Below are 1,978 nucleotides of genomic sequence, written 5' to 3'. Positions count from 1 at the left end.
GGATGCGTCTATCTCCTCTTTATGTTTCGGTTCATGCTACTGAACCGGATGTGCGCATACGGTTACTGAAAAATCCTCGGGCTGGGCAAATTTTAGAGCAGTTAAGGTGGTTTCAGGAGCGACGGCTACAAATTCATGCCCAGGTAGTGGTATGTCCTGGGATTAATGATGGCATTCACTTAGAACGTACTCTGTTAGATTTAGCGCAATTCTATACTGGTGATCTGCCCGCAGTGGCTTCAACGGCAGTAGTACCGGTGGGATTGACTCGATTTCGACCCCAGGAGGATGAACTGATTAGCGTTACTGGGGAGAAAGCGAGGGAAGTGATTGCTCAAGTTCAAAGGCTTCAGGAGAAATTTAAGCACCAGTTGGGGTCTACCTTTGCTTGGTTGGCCGATGAGTGGTTTTTGATTGCTAGAGAAGAGTTACCGACAGAATCGGATTATGGAGACTACCCTCAAATTGGAAATGGTGTTGGTTCGATTCGTCTGTTCCTGAAACAATTCCAAACTGCTGCTACTGAAAGGTTGCCTAAGGGTCTAGAAATCCCCCGGCGGGGGACTTGGGTGGTGGGTAATGCGGTGGAAAAAGCGTTTGAACCTGTGGTAGAGCGGTTCAATGCTGTGGCAGGATTGGAGATTAACATGGTTGCGTTATCTAGTGATTACTGGGGTCAGGAGATAACGGTTACTGGCTTGCTGACTGGACAGGATTTACTGAAGGGATTAACAGGAAAAGATTTAGGGGAAATGATTCTGTTACCTGGGTTGATGCTTAAGCATGGTGATACCCGGTTTCTGGATGATATGACTGTGGCAGAAGTGGCTGATCAGCTCAAGACTCCGATTATTCCGGTTAATGGTGTTGAGGAATTGATCGATGGGGCAATAGGGAATAGGGAGTAGGGAGTAGGGAATCGGGAATCGGGAATCGGGAATCGGGAATCGGGAATCGGGAATTGGGAACAGGGAACAGATAACGGAGAATAACCAATTTAAAGGCACATCAGCTTATCTATAGTTTAGATATCAAAATTATTAACTAAAAACAAATTAATCTTATTCCAAGTTGCGGTCAAACGTACAACTTTCTCTTCCGCCAATCTCCCTATCTCCCTATCTCCCCATCTCCCTATCTCCCTATCCAAGCAATCTACTCTCTTTGAATGCAACTCGGTATTATTCCTTGAGATTTTCAACACTAGTCTGGATATCCTGATACACCTGACGCAGATACTCGATTAATTCCTGTTGGGACATTTCACGAATCTGCAATTCTCTGATCAGGAATGCCAACTGTTGCAGAGAATTGTTGTGAATTTCAGTAAATGCCCGATCCATTATAGCAGTCGCCAGGGCAGTTAGGACATGACAAAAGTCTCAAACCTAAGTAAGCGCAAGAGTTTGACTTCTGACTTCTGCTATAACTGCTGCTGCAGCCGGAGTTGCTCAGACAACAGATGCACTTGCTGCTGTAATTTTAGATATAAAGATAAAATGTGCAGGTTCAATCCTACTGTGAAAAGTAGTAGAATTCCCTGCACTGTAGATAACAACATTAGAGCTTAGGATTGATGTGATCTAGCGATTTTTAATTTGGTGAGGTACAGAGTTTCTGATTTTAGGGAATAGGGAGCAGGGAGCAGGGAATCGGGAATCGGGAATCGGGAATCGGGAATCGGGAACAGATAAAAGAGAAGAGGGAACAGGGCAAAAATCCTGTGTACCTCATTAAGCTAAAAACCGCTATAGTAAACTATGCTGTTCCCTGTTCCCGATAACTGCCGCGAAGTCTAGTGATTTAGCTACGGTCTGGTCAAAGTAATGGGAGGTAAAATTACTAGTTGTTTTCCACTATAGTATTGCGATAGAGTTTGAGGTAATTGACCTTTTCCTTTTTGCCACGGTACCCCACGGCAATGCCCGTAATCACCATATCATTATTATCACCGGGATTAAACTCAATCTCGTAGCTA

Annotated in this window: 3 protein-coding genes; 1 reads left to right on the top strand and 2 read right to left on the bottom strand. The window is 44.4% G+C overall.

Annotated elements, in window-relative coordinates; genetic code table 11:
* The coding region (locus F6K38_RS40490) for a DUF512 domain-containing protein (protein WP_287360496.1) at positions 1-908 on the top strand (908 nt) is incomplete at its 5' end.
* On the opposite strand, the gene F6K38_RS40485 is transcribed toward F6K38_RS40490, so the two are convergent.
* Positions 859-996 carry a hypothetical protein gene (locus F6K38_RS40485; protein ID WP_287360495.1) on the bottom strand — a complete coding sequence of 46 codons (138 nt, stop codon included), beginning with the start codon at positions 994-996 and terminating at the stop codon, positions 859-861. The genes F6K38_RS40490 and F6K38_RS40485 overlap by 50 nt on opposite strands.
* Before the next feature lie 185 nt (positions 997-1,181).
* Positions 1,182-1,343: a hypothetical protein gene (locus F6K38_RS40480; RefSeq protein ID WP_008181495.1), complete on the bottom strand. Its 162-nt coding sequence runs from the start codon at positions 1,341-1,343 to the stop codon at positions 1,182-1,184.
* Positions 1,344-1,978 lie beyond the last annotated feature (635 nt).

This window comes from Moorena sp. SIO3B2, assembly GCF_010692525.1.
GTDB lineage: Bacteria > Cyanobacteriota > Cyanobacteriia > Cyanobacteriales > Coleofasciculaceae > Moorena > Moorena producens.
Note: the sequence above shows the minus strand (reverse complement) of the source record. Positions and strands in the feature narration are given on the sequence as shown.